General features: G+C 57.2%; 23 protein-coding genes. 6 read left to right on the forward strand and 17 right to left on the reverse strand.

Translation table 11 applies throughout. From position 1 onward, the window contains the following. Positions 1 to 2 precede the first annotated feature (2 nt). Positions 3 to 440 (forward strand): D-aminoacyl-tRNA deacylase, encoded by a 438-nt coding sequence (gene dtd / locus AAC076_RS07830; protein ID WP_339844147.1) that lies wholly within the window; start codon positions 3 to 5, stop codon positions 438 to 440. On the opposite strand, the gene AAC076_RS07835 is transcribed toward dtd, so the two are convergent. Both AAC076_RS07835 and AAC076_RS07840 read right to left on the reverse strand, forming a co-directional pair. Next, on the reverse strand, positions 437 to 1,030 hold the full coding sequence (locus AAC076_RS07835) for a 2-hydroxychromene-2-carboxylate isomerase (RefSeq protein ID WP_339844149.1): 594 nt from the start codon (positions 1,028 to 1,030) through the stop codon (positions 437 to 439). The two genes, dtd and AAC076_RS07835, sit on opposite strands and share 4 nt — an antisense overlap. A gap of 25 nt (positions 1,031 to 1,055) precedes the next feature. Further along, positions 1,056 to 1,784, reverse strand: coding sequence for an SDR family oxidoreductase (locus tag AAC076_RS07840; protein ID WP_339844151.1), 729 nt, complete (start codon positions 1,782 to 1,784; stop codon positions 1,056 to 1,058). A gap of 104 nt (positions 1,785 to 1,888) precedes the next feature. Here AAC076_RS07840 and AAC076_RS07845 point away from each other — a divergent pair, with 104 nt between their 5' ends. Continuing rightward, positions 1,889 to 2,368, forward strand: coding sequence for a helix-turn-helix domain-containing protein (locus AAC076_RS07845; RefSeq protein ID WP_339844153.1), 480 nt, complete (start codon positions 1,889 to 1,891; stop codon positions 2,366 to 2,368). A gap of 73 nt (positions 2,369 to 2,441) precedes the next feature. On the opposite strand, the gene AAC076_RS07850 is transcribed toward AAC076_RS07845, so the two are convergent. From AAC076_RS07850 to ubiE, 10 genes are all read right to left on the reverse strand, one after another. Further along, positions 2,442 to 4,118: a carboxylesterase family protein gene (locus AAC076_RS07850; protein ID WP_339844155.1), complete on the reverse strand. Its 1,677-nt coding sequence runs from the start codon at positions 4,116 to 4,118 to the stop codon at positions 2,442 to 2,444. 148 nt (positions 4,119 to 4,266) lie between these two features. Continuing rightward, complete coding sequence (locus tag AAC076_RS07855) at positions 4,267 to 4,974, reverse strand: 16S rRNA (uracil(1498)-N(3))-methyltransferase (RefSeq protein ID WP_339844158.1); 708 nt, start codon at positions 4,972 to 4,974, stop codon at positions 4,267 to 4,269. After that, the gene (tatC, locus tag AAC076_RS07860) at positions 4,971 to 5,750 is read right to left on the reverse strand and encodes a twin-arginine translocase subunit TatC (RefSeq protein ID WP_339844159.1); all 780 of its coding nucleotides are present in this window, start codon (positions 5,748 to 5,750) and stop codon (positions 4,971 to 4,973) included. Before tatC ends, AAC076_RS07855 begins: the two co-directional genes overlap by 4 nt. Beyond that, positions 5,740 to 6,132 (reverse strand): Sec-independent protein translocase protein TatB, encoded by a 393-nt coding sequence (tatB, locus tag AAC076_RS07865; RefSeq protein ID WP_339844160.1) that lies wholly within the window; start codon positions 6,130 to 6,132, stop codon positions 5,740 to 5,742. The genes tatC and tatB overlap by 11 nt, the downstream gene beginning before the upstream one ends. 6 nt (positions 6,133 to 6,138) lie before the next feature. Then, a complete protein-coding gene (gene tatA / locus AAC076_RS07870; RefSeq protein WP_339844161.1) occupies positions 6,139 to 6,381 on the reverse strand; it encodes a twin-arginine translocase TatA/TatE family subunit in 243 nt (80 codons plus the stop codon). 22 nt (positions 6,382 to 6,403) lie between these two features. Then, a complete protein-coding gene (locus AAC076_RS07875; protein ID WP_339844163.1) occupies positions 6,404 to 6,736 on the reverse strand; it encodes a phosphoribosyl-ATP diphosphatase in 333 nt (110 codons plus the stop codon). Continuing rightward, complete coding sequence (hisI, locus tag AAC076_RS07880) at positions 6,729 to 7,133, reverse strand: phosphoribosyl-AMP cyclohydrolase (RefSeq protein ID WP_339844233.1); 405 nt, start codon at positions 7,131 to 7,133, stop codon at positions 6,729 to 6,731. The genes AAC076_RS07875 and hisI overlap by 8 nt, the downstream gene beginning before the upstream one ends. A 58-nt stretch (positions 7,134 to 7,191) precedes the next feature. Continuing rightward, on the reverse strand, positions 7,192 to 8,730 hold the full coding sequence (gene ubiB, locus AAC076_RS07885; RefSeq protein ID WP_339844164.1) for a ubiquinone biosynthesis regulatory protein kinase UbiB: 1,539 nt from the start codon (positions 8,728 to 8,730) through the stop codon (positions 7,192 to 7,194). Further along, a complete protein-coding gene (locus AAC076_RS07890) occupies positions 8,727 to 9,350 on the reverse strand; it encodes an SCP2 sterol-binding domain-containing protein (protein ID WP_339844166.1) in 624 nt (207 codons plus the stop codon). The genes ubiB and AAC076_RS07890 overlap by 4 nt, the downstream gene beginning before the upstream one ends. After that, the gene (gene ubiE, locus AAC076_RS07895; RefSeq protein WP_339844167.1) at positions 9,350 to 10,111 is read right to left on the reverse strand and encodes a bifunctional demethylmenaquinone methyltransferase/2-methoxy-6-polyprenyl-1,4-benzoquinol methylase UbiE; all 762 of its coding nucleotides are present in this window, start codon (positions 10,109 to 10,111) and stop codon (positions 9,350 to 9,352) included. The genes AAC076_RS07890 and ubiE overlap by 1 nt, the downstream gene beginning before the upstream one ends. A 153-nt stretch (positions 10,112 to 10,264) precedes the next feature. Here ubiE and AAC076_RS07900 point away from each other — a divergent pair, with 153 nt between their 5' ends. The 4 genes from AAC076_RS07900 to AAC076_RS07915 all read left to right on the forward strand — a co-directional run bounded on the left by AAC076_RS07900 (position 10,265) and on the right by AAC076_RS07915 (position 12,396). Next, a complete protein-coding gene (locus AAC076_RS07900; protein ID WP_339844168.1) occupies positions 10,265 to 10,540 on the forward strand; it encodes a polyhydroxyalkanoic acid system family protein in 276 nt (91 codons plus the stop codon). A gap of 98 nt (positions 10,541 to 10,638) precedes the next feature. Next, entirely contained in the window at positions 10,639 to 11,061 is a 423-nt protein-coding gene (locus tag AAC076_RS07905) for a phasin family protein (RefSeq protein ID WP_339844171.1), read from the forward strand. Between the two features lie 20 nt (positions 11,062 to 11,081). Next, positions 11,082 to 11,819, forward strand: coding sequence for a phasin family protein (locus AAC076_RS07910; protein WP_339844172.1), 738 nt, complete (start codon positions 11,082 to 11,084; stop codon positions 11,817 to 11,819). A 163-nt stretch (positions 11,820 to 11,982) separates the two neighbouring features. After that, a complete protein-coding gene (locus AAC076_RS07915; protein WP_339844173.1) occupies positions 11,983 to 12,396 on the forward strand; it encodes a phasin family protein in 414 nt (137 codons plus the stop codon). Between the two features lie 83 nt (positions 12,397 to 12,479). On the opposite strand, the gene AAC076_RS07920 is transcribed toward AAC076_RS07915, so the two are convergent. The 5 genes from AAC076_RS07920 to AAC076_RS07940 all read right to left on the reverse strand — a co-directional run bounded on the left by AAC076_RS07920 (position 12,480) and on the right by AAC076_RS07940 (position 17,980). Further along, entirely contained in the window at positions 12,480 to 13,094 is a 615-nt protein-coding gene (locus AAC076_RS07920) for a TetR/AcrR family transcriptional regulator (protein WP_339844175.1), read from the reverse strand. Positions 13,095 to 13,102: 8 nt separating this feature from the next. Beyond that, positions 13,103 to 14,740: a class II poly(R)-hydroxyalkanoic acid synthase gene (locus tag AAC076_RS07925; protein WP_339844176.1), complete on the reverse strand. Its 1,638-nt coding sequence runs from the start codon at positions 14,738 to 14,740 to the stop codon at positions 13,103 to 13,105. A gap of 89 nt (positions 14,741 to 14,829) precedes the next feature. Beyond that, positions 14,830 to 15,687: a poly(3-hydroxyalkanoate) depolymerase gene (gene phaZ, locus AAC076_RS07930; protein WP_339844177.1), complete on the reverse strand. Its 858-nt coding sequence runs from the start codon at positions 15,685 to 15,687 to the stop codon at positions 14,830 to 14,832. Between the two features lie 23 nt (positions 15,688 to 15,710). Continuing rightward, positions 15,711 to 17,390: a class II poly(R)-hydroxyalkanoic acid synthase gene (gene phaC, locus AAC076_RS07935; RefSeq protein ID WP_339844178.1), complete on the reverse strand. Its 1,680-nt coding sequence runs from the start codon at positions 17,388 to 17,390 to the stop codon at positions 15,711 to 15,713. Positions 17,391 to 17,599: 209 nt separating this feature from the next. Continuing rightward, positions 17,600 to 17,980 carry a DUF971 domain-containing protein gene (locus tag AAC076_RS07940; RefSeq protein ID WP_339844181.1) on the reverse strand — a complete coding sequence of 127 codons (381 nt, stop codon included), beginning with the start codon at positions 17,978 to 17,980 and terminating at the stop codon, positions 17,600 to 17,602. Positions 17,981 to 18,067 lie beyond the last annotated feature (87 nt).

Consider the following 18,067-nt stretch of genomic DNA (forward strand, 5'->3'; position numbering starts at 1 on the left):
GGGTGAAAGTTTTATTGCAGAGAGTCAGCAGCGCCCGAGTCGAGGTGGCTGACGAGGTCGTAGGGGCAATCGCGCAGGGATTGCTGGTACTGGTAGGTGTCGAGCCCGAGGATAGCCAGGCCTCCGCCGACAAGATGCTCAAAAGATTGCTGGATTACCGGGTATTCAATGACCCACAAGGCCGCATGAATCTGTCGCTGCGGGATATCGACGGAGGGCTGCTGCTTGTCTCGCAGTTCACCCTAGCCGCAGATACCCGCAAGGGTCGGCGGCCGGGATTTTCCACTGCTGCGCCCCCTGAGCAGGCGGCTGCGCTCTTCGATTATCTGCTTGAGAGGGCACGGACACAGCATTCGGTTGTCGCCAGCGGCCGTTTCGGTGCGGACATGCAGGTGCACCTGGTTAACGACGGTCCGGTTACTTTTCTCCTGGAGGTCTAGCTGCCGGAACGGAGTTTTTCCTCGACGAAGTCCAATCGGTCCTGCCCAAAAAACATCTCGTCGTCGATAAAAATCGTTGGGGCACCAAAAACGCCGCGTCGCACTGCCTCCTCGGTCGTTTCTTTGAGCCCCTGCTTCACCTCTGGATCGCTGAGGCGCTCCCCCAATGCGGAAGGATCAAAATCTGCCGCTGCCAGGACCTTGCCCACCACCTCTGGCTGCCCCATATCCTGCTCGTCTACCCACATCGCTGTGAATACTGCTGTCAGATAGGGTTGCAACTGATCTGTCTCGCGCAGAGCTTCTGCCCCGCGCATCAGCTGCAGGGTGTTGATCGGGAAAAAGGGGTTGTGGTTAAGCGTTACACCGTAGCGCTGTGCGAAGCGCTGAAAGTCACCGCGGGTATAGGCGCCCTTGGCTTCGATATTGGCGGGAGACTGGTTACCTGTAGCCTGAAATACGCCGCCCAGTAACATCGGCCGGTATACGATAGTCGCGTCGTGACGCTCTGCCAATGCTGGAAGTTGTGTCCAGGCCAGATAGCTGGCCGGGCTGCCGACATCGAAGAAAAACTCGATCTGTTTGCTCATGTGCTTATCTCTTGTTCAGGGGTGCTCAAAAGGTTTCCATCCACGGGCGCAGATCCAGCTCGTGGGTCCAGGCGTCGCGAGGCTGGCGATGCAGCTGCCAATACTGTTCGGCGATATGTTCCGGATTGAGAATGCCGTCCTGCTCCTTTAGTGCATAGCGTTCTGGAAAGGTATCGCGTATGAAAGCGGTGTCGATAGCCCCGTCAATGATCGGATGGGCAACGTGGATTCCCTTGGGGCTCAGTTCCCGAGCCATGCTCTGAGCCAGTGCGCGTAACGCAAACTTGGCGCTGGCAAAGGCCGCAAATCCGCTTGATCCGCGTAGCGACGCGGTAGCCCCGGTAAATATGATAGTACCTCGACCGCGCGGAAGCATCACCTTGGCCGCTTCCCTGCCGGTGAGAAAGCCTGCCAACGCAGCCATTTCCCAGACCTTGCGGTATACCCGTTCGGTGGTATCGGTAATCGAAAAGCGTACATTGGCGCCAATGTTGAAGATCACTACCTCGACCTGGCCGATATCGCGCTCGATACGCTCGAACAATTCGACCATCTGTTCCTCGACCCGAGCATCGCAGCCGAAGGGATAGGCGGTACCTCCCGCGGCACGGATTTCCGTTACCAACGGATCCAGTTGGTCAGCGTTTCGGCGGGTCACGCACAGGGTGTATCCCTCGCGGGCGAAGCGCTTGGCAACGGCGCCGCCCGTTGCGTCGCCGGCACCGATTACCACAACAACAGGTGATCCTGTCATGAGTCTTTCCTCTTATGGTTCTTTTTTGGAACTGACTCCATAGTCGGTTTCTTTTTGGAACCTGTCAAGCTACTCTGGAGCTCTGATGTTTTCGAGGATAGACCATGCGATGGGAAGAACTGGATCAGCAGCCTTGCTCGCTGGCGCGAACACTTGCGGTGATCGGCGACAAGTGGACACTGCTTGTCCTGCGCGATTGTTTTCTCGGGGTCCGCCGCTTTGATGAATTCGAGCGACGCCTGGGAATTACCCGACACTTATTGGCGGGACGGCTGAAAAAGCTTGTGGAGCACGGTGTGTTGACCAAGGTGGCCTACCAGCAACGGCCTTTGCGTGAAGAGTATCGCCTGACGGAGAAGGGGCTGGATTTGCATCCGACCATACTCGCGCTCGTGTCCTGGGGCGACCGGCATATGGCCGATGAGCGGGGGGCTCCGGTGCTGCATGTGCACAAGGGCTGCGGCAAGGTGATGCACCCGGTCACTGTCTGCTCTGAGTGCGGCGAAGGGGTGGGCGCACGCGATGTGCGGGTTGAGGCAGGCATTGGTTGGGCCAAGGACGCTCAGCTACCCAGTCAGGCTTGATGTCAGCTATACACTTATGACAACGCCGGCATCAGCCGGCGTTGGTTCCACTGCTACATGTTGCTCTTGTTGACTAGGGACGTGCAGCCAGATTCAGCGGCGGGGCTGCCCAGTAACCGCAGCGGTGGAAGCCGAGGAAAGCAGGGCTGGTTACGGCCTGGCTATTGGGCAGGTCGAGTTGCATCAATTGTCCGGCGGCTACCTGCGGCCAGGCTGCTGCGACGCCGTCGGCGGTATTCGGATCTCCATTTTTGGCAAAGGTGGTCCAGTAGTCGACCATCTCTGACGCCAGGGTATCTACATCTGCCTGGTCTCCGGTATAGCGATCCTGCATCACTGTTTCGGGGTAGAGCACATAGGGGATCTCTCCGGCATGGGTTGCACCCAACTCAAAGGAAACAGCCGTTGGCGGGACCAGGGTGTAAGGTGCGTCCTCGTCCCGGAACCAGTACTGGAAGGTATTCATGCTGGCGCCGGCGAAAGTACCCGCATGCAGGCTGCTGTTGCAGGCAAACATGAATTCGGTCCAGATCGCTGAAAGGGCCAACGAAAAGGGCGTTGCCGTGTCCTTGTAAAGCTCCAGATAATCGTCCGCAATTTGCTCGGAGTCATAGGGTACCAATGCCTGGTAGGGCGCAAAAAATGCTGTAACACGGCGGCGGTATTCTGCTTCACCCTGGGTTTCGAGGGACGAGCCTGAGGTGAGCTCATCGAGGGCAACAAACAGGGTTCCCTCGTTCTGGTTGCTACCAATCATCACATCCAGGCTGGTATTGAATTTGCCGCTGGCCAGTGCATCCATGATTGAAAGGGGGAGCAGATTGGTGTCTGGATCTACAGCAGGAATACCCTGGGAACCCTGCAGGGCAAGCAGGGCCGGCACACTGGCCGAGCGCAGGCAGCTAACCAGGGTCGCAGGATCGGTGCATCCCAGGCCTGCTGCTATGGCACGCCCCTGGCCTTGAGCTACCACTTTGGGCTGCTGGAAGGGGGCATAGGAGCCGCTTTGGACAATCGCCCGCTGGAACAGTGACTCAGTTTGTGCGCGGGGAGAGACGATGTGGCTCATTACGCTGTGGCCGCCAGCGGACTCACCAAACAGCGTCACGTTGGCCGGGTCGCCACCGAATTCGGCAATGTTCTTTTTGACCCAGCGCAGGGCCTCTTGCTGGTCCATCAGTGCGAAGTTGCCGGCGTCATCGTCGAGGGAGGGATGGGCGAGAAAGCCCAGGTTGCCCAGCCGATAGTTCAGCGTGACGACAATGACGTCCTTCTCAACGAGTCGCTGCGGGTCGTACTCTCCACCGCCGTTGCCGAATACGAACGCGCCACCATGGATCCAGACCATGACTGGAAGATCTTCACCCTCGGCCGGTGCGTACACGTTCAGGAACAGGCAGTCTTCTTCACCCTGTATCTGCCTTGTTGAAATATTGGTTTGTGGACACATGGCACCAAACTCGTCACTCAGCTCGAGCGTTGTGTTGCGTTGCGCGGGGGGGCGAGTGCTGGCAAAACGCAGTTCGCCGACGGGAGCAGCTGCGTAGGGAATACCCCGGAAGACCCGCATGCCGTTGATCACTACGCCTTGAACTTCACCTTCGGTAGTAGTGGCGGCTGGAGGTGTGGCAGTCGGATCCGAGCCGCCGCCACCGCTGGACAGGCAGCCGGTCAGGGATACTGCCAGTAGAGCCGCAGCAAGGGTGCTAAGGGTGGTGTGCAAACGGGGGATCTCGATCAAGGCTTTCATTATTCTTGTCCTTTACATTGACTTCAAAGTCGGCTCCTGCCCTGTCACACCTTATGCGGTGAGACATGAAAGCAAACAGTCGTTAACAGGGACAAAGACTATATTTGAAGCGGGCAAAGTACTATGCACCCAAATGGGTGATGATCGTTCAGAAAAGGCGACTGATCAGTGCCGTAACGGCCGTTTCGACACGCAGGATGCGCTCACCAAGCTGCACGGGTTGCATGCCGGCCTCGACCAGTTTATCCACCTCGTAGGGAATCCATCCGCCCTCCGGCCCGATGGCCAGGGTCACTCGCTGGGTGAGCTGATGGGGGCAGATGGGGTAGTTGCCCGGATGCGCGACCAGCCCCAGAGAGCCCTCGACGATGGCCGGGAGCTGATCCTCGACGAAGGGCTTGAAACGTTTTTCGATGCGCACGCTGGGCAGCACGGTGTCGCGCGCCTGCTCAAGACCCAGTATCAGGTTCTGCTGGATGTGCTCGGCTTGCAGAAAGGGAGTCTGCCAGAAGCTTTTTTCCACTCGATAGCTGTTGAGCAGAACGATATCGGCCACACCCAGGGTCGCACAGTGTTGAAGAATGCGCCGAAACATCTTGGGGCGTGGCATGGCCAGTAGCAGGGTCAGGGGAAGCTTGGCTGGGGGTGGCTGATCGAAGTTTACTTGCAGCTCGGTGCTCTCTTCATCCAGGCGCAGTATTCGACCTTCACCCATCAGCCCACCGAGACGACCGACCCGGACAGTGTCGCCGTCTTGGGCCTGAAGCACCTCTCGTATCTGCCGCAAACGATGATCGCGCAACAGGATACGGTCACCGGAAAGAAAGTCGCTTTGCTGTACAAGAACCAGATTCATGCTTCGGGCTGGTCTTCCGGGGCCTGTTCGGCCTGCTTGCGTTTCTTGATCAGCATGCTGAACAGGATGCCCAGCTCGTAAAGCAGCCACATCGGAATGGCTAGCAGCGCCTGGGAGATCACGTCGGGTGGCGTCAACACCATGCCGATAACAAAGCAACCGACGACAACGTAAGGCCGAATCTCCTTCAATTTAGCCACATCGACGACGCCTGCCAGAACCAGCAGGATAGTTGCGATTGGAATCTCGAAGGACAGCCCGAACGCCATGAATAGCGTCAGCACAAAATCCAGGTACTTGTTGATATCAGTCATCACCGCCACGCCTGCAGGAGCCGTGCTGGTGAAAAAGCCGAATACCAGGGGGAATACGACGAAGTATGCGAAGGCCATACCCGAGTAAAAGAGCACTATGCTCGAGGCGAGCAGGGGTATTGCCAGACGCTTTTCGTGTTTGTAGAGACCCGGGGCTATGAAGCTCCAGAACTGGTGAAGAATGAACGGCATGGCCAGAAAAAGCGCACTCACCAGCGCCAGCTTGAAGGGCGTAAGAAAAGGCGATGCCACATCGGTGGCGATCATGCTGGTGCCTTCCGGCAGGAATACCCGCAATGGCTCCGAGATGAAGGTGTACAGGTCGTTGGCGAAATAAAACAGACCGGCGAAGATTACCAGCCATATGACAACGATACGCAGCAGTCGCGAACGCAGCTCGGTGAGATGCGCGACCAGGGGCATGTCTTCGGCCAGTTGACTGGGCGTACGTTTATCCGTCATTGCGGGAGTTTTGCTGGGTGGCGGCACTGGCGTCTGCTTCATTTTGTTCGGTGTTCTGGCCCGGAGGCTCAACTGGAGAAGCAGTTTGCTCTTTTTCCGTGACAGCCGGATGACGCTTGGATTTGACGTTCGAGGCGGGCGTGCTTGTCTCCTTGGCCTGTTTTTCCAGGTTGCTCATCACGCGCTCATTGTGCAATTGCTGACGTATTTCATCAGCCCCGATCTCACGCTCCACTTGGGACTTTACGTCCGCAAAGCCCCGTTTGATCCGGCCGATGGTCAGGCCCACCATGCGTACAGCGCCAGGCAACCGCTCAGGGCCGAGTACCAGCAAGGCAATAATGCCAATGAGCAGTAATTCGAAGAATCCGACGTCGAACATGGACGATCAGTCTCCCGACCGTGTTTCCTGCTTTTTGGGTTCGGCCTCGGCGTCAAGAGTTTCGCCACTGGTCTTGTTTTGCACAGAGGGCTTTTGATCATCCTCTTCGGTATTGACCGATTTGCGGAACCCTTTGATAGCTTCGCCCAGGTCGCTGCCTACACCCTTCAAACGCTTGGTACCAAAGAGCAGAATAACGATCACCAGAACGATCGCAAGTTGCCAGATGCTTATGCCCCCAAAACCCATTTTAAACCTCCAGGGCTATGCCCTATTTCGTTTGGCGAGATGCCTTTTCGGTCAGACCGGACAGATCGAAGCGTCGCTCCAGTTCTTTGAGAACATCGTCTGGTCCCAGCCCCAGGTGGCTGAGCATGACCATGCTGTGAAACCAGAGGTCGGCAGTTTCACCGATCACTTCGGACTTGTCCCCGCGGTGTTCGCAATCCTTGGCGGCGAGTAGCGTTTCAGTACATTCCTCTCCCACCTTCTCGAGAATCTTGTTCAGACCCTTGGCATGTAGACTGGCGACGTAGGATTGCTCGCTGCTGGCCTGCTTGCGCTGTTCCAGCACATCGGCAAGGCGGCTGAGGGTGTCATTCATGTTTGTGCTCATAAATCTCGTCAGGGTCCTTGAGAACCGGATCCGCTGTTTGCCACTCATTATTGCGCAGCACGCGGTAGAAACAACTTTCCCTTCCGGTGTGGCAGGCCATGCCGCCAATCTGCTCGACCATCAGGATGATGACGTCAGCATCGCAGTCAAGCCGTAGCTCGTGCAGAACCTGAACGTGGCCTGATTCTTCGCCCTTGCGCCAGAGTTTCTGTCGTGAGCGCGACCAGTAAATGCCGCGGCCCTCAGAGGCTGTGAGCTGTAATGCCTCGCGATTCATCCAGGCAACCATCAACACCCGCTGGGTGTGGATGTCCTGTGCGATAGCGGGGATCAGGCCGTCTGAGCCCCACTTAACGGTATCAAGCCAGTCGGTATTTGCAATCATGTCAGTCATGCGCAGAAGTGTGCCAGTTAAGGGTCAGGTTGCGCCAGTGGTAAGTAAGTTAACCGCGGCCCAGCACCAGCCAGCCGCCAAGGGCCAGTAACAGCCAGTTGGTGGGCGCTGCTTCGCTCCACAAGGCTGGATCGCCACCCAATTGGCTGGCTCCCAGTAATACCAGTAGCAGGCCAGCCAGGCGCAAACCGGTATTACCTTTAGGGACCACCACCTGTGGCTGGCGCTCGGGCAGATTATTCAGCGCATGCCTGGCGCTATGTAGCAGTGCCGGGACCTGATCGAGCTGTTGCTGCCAGTGGCGTAGTTGCTGAGCAGGCATTGCACGCTCACGCATCCAGCGTTCCAGATAAGGTTGGCCGGTGCTCCACAGGTCCAGGTCGGGATAGAGTTGCCGCCCCAGGCCCTCGATATTGAGCAGTGTCTTTTGCAGCAGAACCAACTGTGGCTGAACTTCCATATTGAAACGTCGCGCGGTCTGGAAGAGGCGCAACAGCAGCTGACCAAACGAGATATCTTTCAGTGGGCGCTCGAAAATGGGCTCGCATACGCTTCGAATGGCGGCTTCAAATTCGTTTACCCGGGTCTCGGCAGGCACCCAACCGGAGTCGATGTGCAACTGTGCCACCTGCCGGTAATCGCGTTTGAAAAAAGCCATCAGGTTGCGTGCCAGGTAATTCTGATCTTCCGGCGTCAGGCTACCAACAATGCCAAAGTCCACCGCCAGATATTGCGGATCCCAGGGATGACTGCGTGAGACAAAAATATTGCCCGGGTGCATATCGGCATGGAAGAAGCTGTCACGGAACACCTGGGTAAAGAATATCTCGACCCCTCGCTCGGCGAGCTTCTTCATATCGGTACGCTGGTCCATCAGGCTGGCCATGTCGGTTACCGCCAGACCATTGATGCGCTCCATCACCAGCACCTTGTGACGGCTCCAGTCCCAGTAGATCTTGGGTATGTAGAGTAGTGGCGAGTCCTCGAAATTGCGCCTCAATTGGGAGGCGTTAGCTGCCTCGCGATACAGGTCCAGTTCGTCGAATATGGTGTTCTGGTAGTCACTGACAACTTCGACCGGACGTAAACGACGTCCTTCGACCCATACCCTTTGAAGCAGCTTGGCGGACAGAAAAAGCCACTGCATATCCTGGTGAATGGTTTGACCGATCCCAGGGCGGATGACCTTGACTACAACTTCGCTGCCATCATGCAGGCGGGCCGCATGGACCTGTGCGACGGAAGCAGATGCCAGGGGTTCATCGCTGAAGGTGCTGAACACCGAGTCGATCGACTGACCCAGTTGCTCCTCGATGCGTTTACGCGCTTGCGCAGCCGGGAAAGGTGGAACCTTGTCCTGCAGGCGGGCGAGCTCAAGGGCAATATCGTCTGCCAGCAGATCACGTCTGGTCGACAGGATCTGGCCGAACTTGACGAATACCGGTCCGAGGTCCTCACAGGCCAGACGCAGGCGGAGCAGAAGGCGGGCGAACCACGGCAGTGGAACCGCCCACAGCAGTTGGTCCAGACGGTAGCGCGTGAATATACGGGCGATGCGAAAGAGGCGCAGCAGGGCAATCGAATTCATGCTTCTGGGGTTTCCGGGTCATTGTCGCTCAACTGCTGTACTCGCGCTTCGAGGCGGTCCAGATCCAGACGCAACTGATATAACTGGTCAGCGGAGACTTGCGCTTCAGCGTTGCCGACAAGTTGGCCGCTTTCTTCAGTCAGGTATTCGGCAAGGCTGCGACTCAGGCTTTGCTTTGCTTCGCCGCCCCAGACCCATCCCCCGCGCGCCACTTGCGCAATGGCATGTGCAGGTACGGGCCCCAACCAGCGTGCGAGTTCTGCTTCGCCGTCCAGGCGCAGATCGGCCATGGCGTTCTGCAAGCCAACCAGAACCTGGCTGTCACCGCTAAGCTGTAACTCTGGGTCCTGCAATAGCCGCTGGCGCTGATTGCTGAGCAGAAGTCGGGCAAGCAGGCCGCTGGGTGCGCTGAGGGTGCAGTCAGGCTCAGCCACACTGCTTGTCGCCAAGCCTATGCCATCGATACCCGGCTGCAGATAAAGCTGCCACTGCGGCTCCCGTGCCTGCACCAGGATGGTTTTGCCCTGCAGGGCAGCCAACCGGCCAGCCGTGAGCGAATCACGCTCCAGTGCGAGTTTCAGGCTGAGCTTTGCGGCAGCCAGCATGGCGCGGGTCAGCATCAGGGCTTGATTCCCCGATGTAGCGCGACCACGCCACCGGTCATGTTGTGGTAAGTCACTCGGGCAAAGCCAGCCTCTTCCATCATTGCCTTGAGCGTTTCCTGGTCGGGATGCATACGAATTGACTCTGCGAGATAGCGATAGCTTTCGGAGTCGTTGGTTACCAGCTTGCCCATCAACGGCAGGAGCGTGAAGGAGTACTGGTCGTAGGCCTTGGACAGCAACTTGTTGCCGGGTTTGGAAAACTCAAGCACCAGCAGGCGACCACCGGGTTTGAGCACACGAAGCATGGATGCGATGGCGCGATCCTTGTGGGTCACGTTGCGCAGTCCAAAAGCGATCGTTATACAGTCAAAATGGTTGTCCGGAAACGGCAGAGCCTCTGCATCAGCCTGGACAAAGCGCACGTTGCGGGCAATGCCCTGATCCAGCAGCCGATCGCGGCCGACCTTGAGCATGGACTCGTTGATATCGGCGAGGACCACTTCGCCCTCGGTACCCACCAGTTTGGAAAACTTGCGAGTGAGATCACCGGTGCCGCCTGCTATATCCAGCACCCGATTTCCTGGCCGAACACCAGAGAGCTCTATGGTAAAGCGCTTCCACAGGCGGTGAACGCCACCGGACATCAGATCGTTCATCAAGTCGTAGCGCGCAGCTACGGAATGGAATACGTCAGCTACCCGCGACGCCTTCTCGGATTCGTCGACAGTCTGGTAGCCGAAGTGCGTGGTGCGGTCTGTTTTGTGCTCGTCTGTCATGGACTCATCTGCCTGGCAAATCAGCCCTCATTCTAACCACTTTTTAGGCCCCAGCGGGGGTTTTCAGGCGTACAGACTGTTGCACAGCCTTGATGACGCTGGACCGGCTTTGCGGCATGCTAGGGAACCCTATACCAATAAGAGATATCTTCGATGGCAACTATCGACATCACTCGCGAGCACAACATGGGTAAGGAAGAGGCGCGATTGCGCGCCCAGAAACTGGCCGACAAGCTCGCGCAGAAGCTGGATGCAAAATGCACCTGGGAAGGTGACGATCTCAAATTCAAACGCAGCGGCGCTGATGGTTGCATTGAGGTGCGGGAAGATCAGGTGCGCGTCACGGTCAAGCTGGGTCTTATGCTCACGCCGATGGCGGGTATGGTCAAAGGTGAAATCGAAAAGGCGCTCGATAAGTATTTGGGCTGATATTGGCTTTTAGTATGTGTTTTCTAATTCTGCTAGGTAACGTGCTTCTCAAGGATCGATAACCGGTCCACTTTTGATCCATTTGAGGAGTTTCTACCATGGCCAAATCTACAGCCAAGAAAGTTGAAGAAAACACTGCATCAGTCACCGGTGACATGAAGAACTACGCTCACCAGATCTGGTTGGCCGGCCTGGGTGCCTATGCCAAGGCAGGCAAGGAAGGCGCAGATTACTTCAAGAAGCTGGTCAGCGAAGGCGAAGCGGTTGAGAAGCAGGGCAAAGAGCTGGTTTCCACCCAGGTTGAGTCAGCTACCAGCCGTGTAAATAGCAAGGTTGAGAGCATTCGTGAGCGCTTCCAGACGCGCACTGGTACCAGCCTGAACAAGGTTGAGGAAGTATTCGACGAGCGCGTCGCTTCTGCCCTTAGCCGTATGGGTATCCCCAGCAAGAAGGACGTTGACCAGTTGTCTGCTAAGCTGGATGATCTGACAGCTGCAATCAAGTCGATGGAAAGCAAGTAAGGTCACAGAGGAGTCACTCCATGGCGGGCAAGAAAAAGCAGGACAAGGACACTGGTTGGGTCAGCGATATAGAAAACTATTCGCGGCAAATCTGGCTGGCTGGTTTGGGCGCGTATGCCAAGGTCGGCAAGGAGGGCGTCAAGCTCTTCGATACGCTGATCAAGGATGGCGAGCAGGCTGAAAAAGCTGCCAAGGCGGAAATCGACAAACAGGTCGATGTCGTCAAGGGCAAGGCAGGCAAGGGCAAGAAGGATTCCGTCGATGCTACCAAATCCAAGGTCGATAAGGCCTTGGGCAAGGTATCGGGTCGCTGGGATGAGCTCGAAGCTGCCTTTGACAAGCGCCTGAACAGTGCTGTCTCTCGCCTCGGAGTGCCTTCGCGTGATGAGGTGAAAGCCCTGAACGCCAAGGTTGACGAACTGGCCAAGTTGATCACTAAGATGAACAGCGCCAAGACGCCGGCCAAGGTAGCTCCCAAAGCGGCGCCCAAGCCGGCGGCGCGAGCTGCTGCCAAGCCGAAACCGGCTGCGAAGCCTGCGGCCAAGCCTGTTGCCAAGACTGCGCCGGCCAAACCCAAGGCCCCGGCGGCAGCCAAGGCCCCGGCCAAGCCTAAGGCGCCAGCCAAACCTCGAGCGGCTTCAAGCTCCAGGACAGCTGCCAAGCCTCAAGCAGCGCCAGGCAAGACAGCCGCAACCGCTCCGGCGGCCCCTGCAGCGTCCAGCCCGGCAACGCCGGCTGAGAAGCCAACCAACAGCTAAGGCTTGCTGGTTGACTTGAACCCGATCCGCGCAAGCGGATCGGGTTTTTTATTGCCTAAAGAACAGAATTAGTATGTTTTTTCTAAAATGACTGGTTAGTCTGATTCTGAGGCTGCGGTATCGCAGTAACCTGAAGTTCTCTTTCAAACAGGGAGTAATGATCATGGCTAATGCAAAAAAAGACAGTGTTCTGGAGTCCGGGACACACTTTTTTAACGAAATGGCAGAAGGTATGAAGGCGCAGACGCGTCAATTCTGGCTGGCAGGGCTGGGAGCTTATGCCAAGGCCGGCAAGGACGGCATGGAGTACTTCAAGACCCTGGTGGCAGAGGGTGAAGTGCTGGAAAAGCAGGGAAAAGAGCTGTTCTCGGAACAGGCGGATAACGCCAATGAGAAGCTGGCCGAGCTGAAATCGCGGTTCGAGGGTGTGACCGGTGGACGTTTCCAGAAAGTTTCCAAAACCCTGGAGCAACGCCGCGAAGAGTTTCTCGGCCGTTTTGGCGTTCCCAGCAGCACCGAGATGGAAAAACTATCTGCCAAGCTCGATGAAGTTTCCACTTCACTGAAAAAAGCATAAGAGCGCTGCTTGTGATCGGGAGTTATTGCCCGATGCTGAGACCCGGCCATGGCCGGGTTTTTTGTGCGCAGGGAAACGTAATGTCAGTCGTATCTCTGCATCAGACTGCTCATCCAGTCCCGGGTATCCGTTTCCAGGTAGGGGAGCAATAGTCCGAGAACCTGCTGGACGGCCTGAGTGGGCTCATCGTCCTGGCGTTGGCTGACCCGCTGATAGTCAAGCCAGAACAGTACTGTCTGGCAAAGCACGTCGAGCAAGCGCTCCAGAGCCTCTTCATCACAGAGTAATCGTTGCTGCTCGTGCAGTGCGAACAACAGCCGGTAAAGCGTAGCGCGTAGCGCGTTCACCCACTGATGCATACTGCGGGCGATGATGCTGTAGCGCCCCATCAGGTTCGAGAGGTCCTGGAAGAGGAAGCGGTAAGCGATTATTGACTCAAACAAAAGGTGAAGAAATAACCAGTAGTCCTCAGGTTCCAACTCTCCTGCGTGGGTATCCAGATGAAGAAGGCCATGGGTCTTGTCTATGAAGTCAGCGAGTAGCTCGTCCAGTAACGCTTCCTTGCCGCGAAAATGGTAATAAAGGTTGCCGGGGCTTATATCCAGCTCATTGGCTATATCCAGCGTGGTTACGTTGGGTTCGCCATGCTCGTTGAATAGTTCCAGAGCGCACTGCAGGATTCGCTCACGTGTTTTCATTCGGGGCCTCATGATTTGTGCACATAGCGACCTGGAGCTGCTTGTAGCGGTGGAAAGTCGGAACTGCCCAATATGGCAGGGGCAGGACCAAGCCCGCCGCTATGTTTCTTGACCCAGGTACCCCAGTGGGTCCGCCAACTCCCCTGGACGGGCCCATGCTGCTGCAACCAATGTTTCATGGGTTCGTCAGCTACCGTTCCTGCTCGGAACCAGGCTCCTGGATGCTGCTGTGGATTGACCAGGCTCTGAATATGCCCGCTATGACTCTGCACAAAGGTTTTGTCCCCGCCCATGCGCCGCAAGGGGAAGCTGTTGGCGCATGGAACAATATGGTCATGTTGTGCGCCCAGGTGCCAGCTAGGGGTAGTGATAGAGCTCAAGTCCACAGCCTGGCCCTGCACCACGAGGCTCCCCGGGCGGGCAAAGGGATCACGTTCGAAATAATCCATTAGATCTTCAACCAGTCTTGCCGGCAGACGGGTACAGTCCTGGCTCCAGGACAGAACATCCCGTGGTCTAGGGTCCTGACCCAGTGCATAGCGCTCCAGCATCTGGGGCCACACGAATTCTTCCGGCCTCTGCCAGGAAAAGGCCCTGGCGAGCTCGCGGGCAGGCAGAAACCCATGCTTCCAGAGTCTGGTGCGCAACTGTTGACGCGCGGCGGGTCCGAGCATGCGCACCAGGCCCGTATCCAGGCGTGCGTCTATGGGGGTCACCAGATAGCTGGCACTGGATATCCGGTGGCCTTGCCCGCGGCTCTGCAATACTCCCTGCAAAAGAAGGGCGAGAAGCCCTCCGGCACAAACACCCATGAGATTGACCGGTCCATTGGCGGTTAAACTGCTGGCCGTTTGCAGTGCTCGATTGCAGGCGTTGACGTACTGATTGAACCCCCACTCCCGGTGATCTGGGTCGGGGTTGCGCCAACTGATCATGAATACCTGCAGCCCCTGATCCAGGGCATGACGGACCAGGCTGGCCCGTTCGGTCAGGTCCAGAAGATAGAAACGGTTGAGCGGCGGAGGCACCATCAGCAGCGCTCTCTCGTGGGTCTGCGGAGTGGTTGGCCGGTACTGAATGAGCTCAAAAAGCGGTTCGCGCTGGATGACCTGCCCCGGGGTGCTGGCCAGATCACGACCGACTTTGAATGCGCCATCGGCGCACAGGGGGGCCATTGGCCTGCCTAGCACCAGGTCAGTGAGCAGGTTTCGGGTTCCCTGGCAGAGGCTGCCACCACGCGTCTGGCGTAGCCGCTCAATGAAAACAGGGTTGGCTGGCGAGTTGCTTGGCGCAAGTGTCGCGCTGAGCATGTCGCCCAATTGCCGTAGTCGTGCGCGGTCCGGTTCGGGAACCTCGAGCTCGTTTAGCCACTGTCGGTAATGCGCGTTGCAGCCAAGCCAGCTTTGCAATGCGCGCCGCAACATCGGGTTGGTTTGCCAGGCTGGATGGTCGAACCGTCGGTCACGTGCCGCGACGGCCAACTCGCTGTGCCCGAGCAGCGATCTGGTCAGATGGGCAGCAAGGTCGCTCAGGTGGCGAGCGTGGTGAGGGCTCTGATCTGGCAGCGTCCGCAGGACGGCAAGCAGGCTGTTGGCGAGATCGCCAGCCAATTCTGCTGCTCCGTTTTGGGCACTGCTTTCAGGCATCCAGCGTTCCTTGTCCAGATACAAAAGGGATGTTTAGTAGTGTACTCCATCTATCCCGCCGCATGTCCTTCTGCTGCGGCGGGGCGTTTTCAATGCTTGGCTGCCGTTTCAGAGCGCGGTCGTATAACCGCTGGCTGCCGCTCTTCGGCCAGAAAACCCATGATCAGGGGCGCGACCGAGCCGGCACGGGTAATCAGAAACAGGTGCCCGTCATCAATAACGTGAAGCTCGGCGTTGGGAATACGCCAGGCAATCATGCGCATGTTGACCAGGGGAATGATCGGGTCATCGTCTCCGGCAAGCACCAATGTAGGCTGCCGGATTTTATGCAGCCAGTGGATGCTGGTCCAGCCCAGGCCCGCAGCTAACTGCCAGTAATAACCAACCTTGCCGGATGATCTGACCTTTGAAGCGTGGCCTCGGGCCAGCTCGGGGTCACGGCGAAAGGCGCCGCCGTAGATGTCAGGAGCGATCTTGACCACATGGGACGGTTGAATATAACGCCTTGGGCTGGCCATCTTCAAAAGAACATGGGGCTTGCCTGGCACCATTATCATTCCAGGTGATGTGGCGGCCAGAATCAACTTCTTGCAGCGCTCGGGGTAGTCATGGGCGAACTGTTGAGCCAGCGCGCCACCCCAGGAGACGCCGATTACGTTGACCTGACCGTAATCGAGATAGTCGAGCATGCGCGCCGCCAGCTTGGCCAGGCCCGGAAAGCGAAAGGGCGTTCCGGGCGTGGATGAGCCGCCGACCCCGGGTGCATCGAATACGATGACTTCCAGGTCCGGATCCAGGGCCTTGACGAACGGGAACACCAGCTCGAGGTTCGCCCCAATGCCATTGAATACCAATAAAGGCGGCAGATTGCTGCTTCCCGGGCGAACGGCCGTTCGCAGGAACTGACCGTCCAGTTCAATAGTGCGAAATACAAAATTTTGAGGCATGTATCGTTCTCGTTTGCACGCTCCTAGCGTTCGTGGACATAGGTCCCGGGCGCCGCTTCCATCGGCGCATAATCTGCATTACCCAGCGCTGCGGGGGCGGGTTTGATCTTTCCGCCGCGAGCGTGCAACCAGTCACGCCAATAAGCCCACCAGGAGTCTGCCTGCTTGGTAGCTGTCTCAAGCCACTGTTTCGGATCCTCGGGCATGTGGGTATTGGTAAAGAACCTGGACTTGGGGTTGCCTGGCGGATTCAGGATACTTTGTATATGACCGCTTGAGGACAGCACAAATTCACATTTGCCACCCAATAACTGCGCCGATTTATAACAGGCATCCCACGGGGTTATGTGATCGTTGAGTCCGGCAATACAGAAAAAATCAGCCTTGACCTGCTTCAGGTCTATGGGCGTGCCGCACACTTCCAAAGCCTTGGGCCGGGTCAGCGGATTGGTTTTGAACATCTCCAGGAACTCACCGTGGAGAGCCGCTGGCAACCGGGTAGTGTCGTTGTTCCAGAACAGGATATCAAAAACTGGCGGCTCATTACCCAGCAGGTAGTTATTGACCCAGTAATTCCAGATCAGATCGTTTGGCCGCATCCAGGCGAACACCTTGGCCATGTCTCGGCCTTCGAGTACGCCGTTCTGATAGGACATCCGCCGCGCCGCCTCGATTGAACGCTCGTCGGCAAATAGCGCCACCTGCGTCTTGATCCCGGTATCCAGTACGCTGACCAGTAGCGTGAAGGCGTGTACCTTCTTTTCCTTCAGCGCTGCATAGTGTCCCAGCAAAGAGGCAGTGGTGATGCCGCCCGAGCAAGCACCGAGCATGCTCAGGTCCTTGCTACCGGTGATTTCCAGAACGATGTCGATAGCTTCTTTGAGAGCCTCGATGTAGGTCGACAGCCCCCATTCGCGTTGCGCCTTGGTCGGGTTACGCCAGCTCACCACAAAGGTTTGCATGTGATTTGCCGTGAGATATCGGGCCAGACTCTTCTCCGGCGACAGATCGAATACGTAGAACTTGTTGATCTGTGGTGGGACAACCAGAACCGGGCGCTCATACACTTCTTCGGTCAGGGGCTTGTATTGAATCAGCTCCAGGACTTCGTTGCGAAAGACCACCGAACCCTTGGTGATAGCGAGGTTCTTGCCAACTTCAAAGGCGTTCATGTTGACCTGGCTGGGCATGCCGCCGTTGTTGGCGATGTCCTGGGCCATATGGGTCAGCCCGTCCAGAATGCTTTTGCCACCGGTCTCGAAAAAACGCTTCACTGCCGCCGGGTTAAGGGCCGTATTGGTCGGCGCCATGGCTTCGGTGAGCAGGGAAATGACGAATTGGGCTCGTGCAACGTCCTGCTCGGGCAAATTGGAAGAAGATATCCACTCGTTCAGCTCGGTGCGCCAGGCAAGGTAGCTCTGCATATAGCGGCGATACAGCGGATTCTGACTCCAGGTCGGGTCGAGAAAACGCTTGTCTTCCGCGCTGGGGGTGATTTCGGAGCGACCGATCATCACTTTGGTGACTGCTACGGACAGTTTGCCTATATGCCGAAGGCTGTGTACCGGTTGCTTGATCGTTTGCCGCATTACCTGCCTGGCGGTGCTGATAATGTCGCGTGTCGGCGCGCCAATTACCGGGTTGGGTCCGAGAATACTCTCGCTGGCTCTCTTTCCGAGCTCTTCATTCTTGTTCTGGGCCATCGGGTAAAGCTCCGTAGTAGCAGTTTCAGCCTTGGCTGAATGGTCAGGAATACGGCAGGGCGGCCAGATGAAACATAGTCAGGCCGCCAGAAAGTGTGTTCGCCTGAGACAAGTTAGCATGGCCTGACGTTGCTGTTAAAAGGATTTATGTGGCAATTCTGACCTGAATGCCAATGACTGGAGCCAACGGCGGGGGCTGGGCGCGGATTTTAGGGAGTGAAGCGGACTGTGCTGACGTGTGGATCGCGGGTAGCGCCTGCCTTGTGTAGCTGATCCAGATAGATCTGCCAGCGGCTTTCCTGGTTGACCGCTAGCTCATGCAGGTAGTCCCAGGTGTACAGACCGGTATCGTGTCCGTCGTCAAAAATAAGCTTCAATGCATAGCGGCCCGCCTGCTCGATTCCAGTCAAAGCGACATGCTGCTTACCGGTTTGTAATACCGGCTTGCCATGGCCGCGAACCTCAGCCGAGGGGGAATGCACCCGCAGGTATTCGGCAGGTAGCACGTACTCGTTGCCATCGGCGTAACCCAGACGCAGGCTGCGCGACGCTTTCTGGAGTCTGATGGTTGTGGGGATCGGTGTGGTCACGGGAGGTCCTGGTTGGCAAAAGTCAAAGCTAGAAGCTAGAAGCGCAGTATGCACGGCTTACTTCTAGCTTCTATCTCTTCGCTTGTT

Source organism: uncultured Halopseudomonas sp. (assembly GCF_963977355.1).
In the GTDB taxonomy this organism is placed as follows: Bacteria; Pseudomonadota; Gammaproteobacteria; order Pseudomonadales; family Pseudomonadaceae; genus Halopseudomonas.

Excerpts from the sequence above, each read along its gene's own strand:
- tatA (WP_339844161.1), bottom strand. The coding sequence starts at position 6,381 with ATGGGTTTTGGGGGCATAAGCATCTGGCAACTTGCGATCGTTCTGGTG.
- AAC076_RS07835 (WP_339844149.1), bottom strand. The coding sequence starts at position 1,030 with ATGAGCAAACAGATCGAGTTTTTCTTCGATGTCGGCAGCCCGGCCAGC.
- AAC076_RS07840 (WP_339844151.1), bottom strand. The coding sequence starts at position 1,784 with ATGACAGGATCACCTGTTGTTGTGGTAATCGGTGCCGGCGACGCAACG.
- ubiE (WP_339844167.1), bottom strand. The coding sequence starts at position 10,111 with ATGACAGACGAGCACAAAACAGACCGCACCACGCACTTCGGCTACCAG.
- ubiB (WP_339844164.1), bottom strand. The coding sequence starts at position 8,730 with ATGAATTCGATTGCCCTGCTGCGCCTCTTTCGCATCGCCCGTATATTC.
- AAC076_RS07900 (WP_339844168.1), top strand. The coding sequence starts at position 10,265 with ATGGCAACTATCGACATCACTCGCGAGCACAACATGGGTAAGGAAGAG.
- tatC (WP_339844159.1), bottom strand. The coding sequence starts at position 5,750 with ATGACGGATAAACGTACGCCCAGTCAACTGGCCGAAGACATGCCCCTG.
- AAC076_RS07850 (WP_339844155.1), bottom strand. The coding sequence starts at position 4,118 with ATGAAAGCCTTGATCGAGATCCCCCGTTTGCACACCACCCTTAGCACC.
- hisI (WP_339844233.1), bottom strand. The coding sequence starts at position 7,133 with ATGATTGCAAATACCGACTGGCTTGATACCGTTAAGTGGGGCTCAGAC.
- AAC076_RS07905 (WP_339844171.1), top strand. The coding sequence starts at position 10,639 with ATGGCCAAATCTACAGCCAAGAAAGTTGAAGAAAACACTGCATCAGTC.
- phaZ (WP_339844177.1), bottom strand. The coding sequence starts at position 15,687 with ATGCCTCAAAATTTTGTATTTCGCACTATTGAACTGGACGGTCAGTTC.
- phaC (WP_339844178.1), bottom strand. The coding sequence starts at position 17,390 with ATGGCCCAGAACAAGAATGAAGAGCTCGGAAAGAGAGCCAGCGAGAGT.
- AAC076_RS07875 (WP_339844163.1), bottom strand. The coding sequence starts at position 6,736 with ATGAATGACACCCTCAGCCGCCTTGCCGATGTGCTGGAACAGCGCAAG.
- AAC076_RS07855 (WP_339844158.1), bottom strand. The coding sequence starts at position 4,974 with ATGAATCTGGTTCTTGTACAGCAAAGCGACTTTCTTTCCGGTGACCGT.
- AAC076_RS07915 (WP_339844173.1), top strand. The coding sequence starts at position 11,983 with ATGGCTAATGCAAAAAAAGACAGTGTTCTGGAGTCCGGGACACACTTT.
- AAC076_RS07910 (WP_339844172.1), top strand. The coding sequence starts at position 11,082 with ATGGCGGGCAAGAAAAAGCAGGACAAGGACACTGGTTGGGTCAGCGAT.
- AAC076_RS07890 (WP_339844166.1), bottom strand. The coding sequence starts at position 9,350 with ATGCTGACCCGCGCCATGCTGGCTGCCGCAAAGCTCAGCCTGAAACTC.
- AAC076_RS07925 (WP_339844176.1), bottom strand. The coding sequence starts at position 14,740 with ATGCCTGAAAGCAGTGCCCAAAACGGAGCAGCAGAATTGGCTGGCGAT.
- tatB (WP_339844160.1), bottom strand. The coding sequence starts at position 6,132 with ATGTTCGACGTCGGATTCTTCGAATTACTGCTCATTGGCATTATTGCC.
- AAC076_RS07845 (WP_339844153.1), top strand. The coding sequence starts at position 1,889 with ATGCGATGGGAAGAACTGGATCAGCAGCCTTGCTCGCTGGCGCGAACA.
- AAC076_RS07920 (WP_339844175.1), bottom strand. The coding sequence starts at position 13,094 with ATGAAAACACGTGAGCGAATCCTGCAGTGCGCTCTGGAACTATTCAAC.